Genomic DNA, 245 nt, shown 5'->3' on the forward strand with positions numbered 1-245 from the left:
GCTCAGATTTGTCCGCTACGCGGACGACTGTAATGTCTACGTTTCTTCAAAGAAGGCTGGCGAACGGGTAATGGCATCTATTTCCTGGTTCATCGAGAATAAATTAAAACTTAAGGTGAACATTGAGAAAAGTGCAGTAGACCGGCCATGGAAACGAAAATTTTTAGGGTTTAGCTTTACCCACCAGTCTGATCCAAAGATTCGAATCGCGAAAGAAAGCATGAAGAAGGTAAAACAACGAATTC

At 42.0% G+C, this 245-nt stretch carries 1 pseudogene; it reads left to right on the top strand.

Features of this window, described 5'->3' with window-relative positions:
- Positions 1-245: pseudogene (locus tag SB775_RS32715) on the top strand (group II intron reverse transcriptase/maturase); the annotation flags it as partial.

The organism is Peribacillus sp. SIMBA_075 (assembly GCF_046534585.1).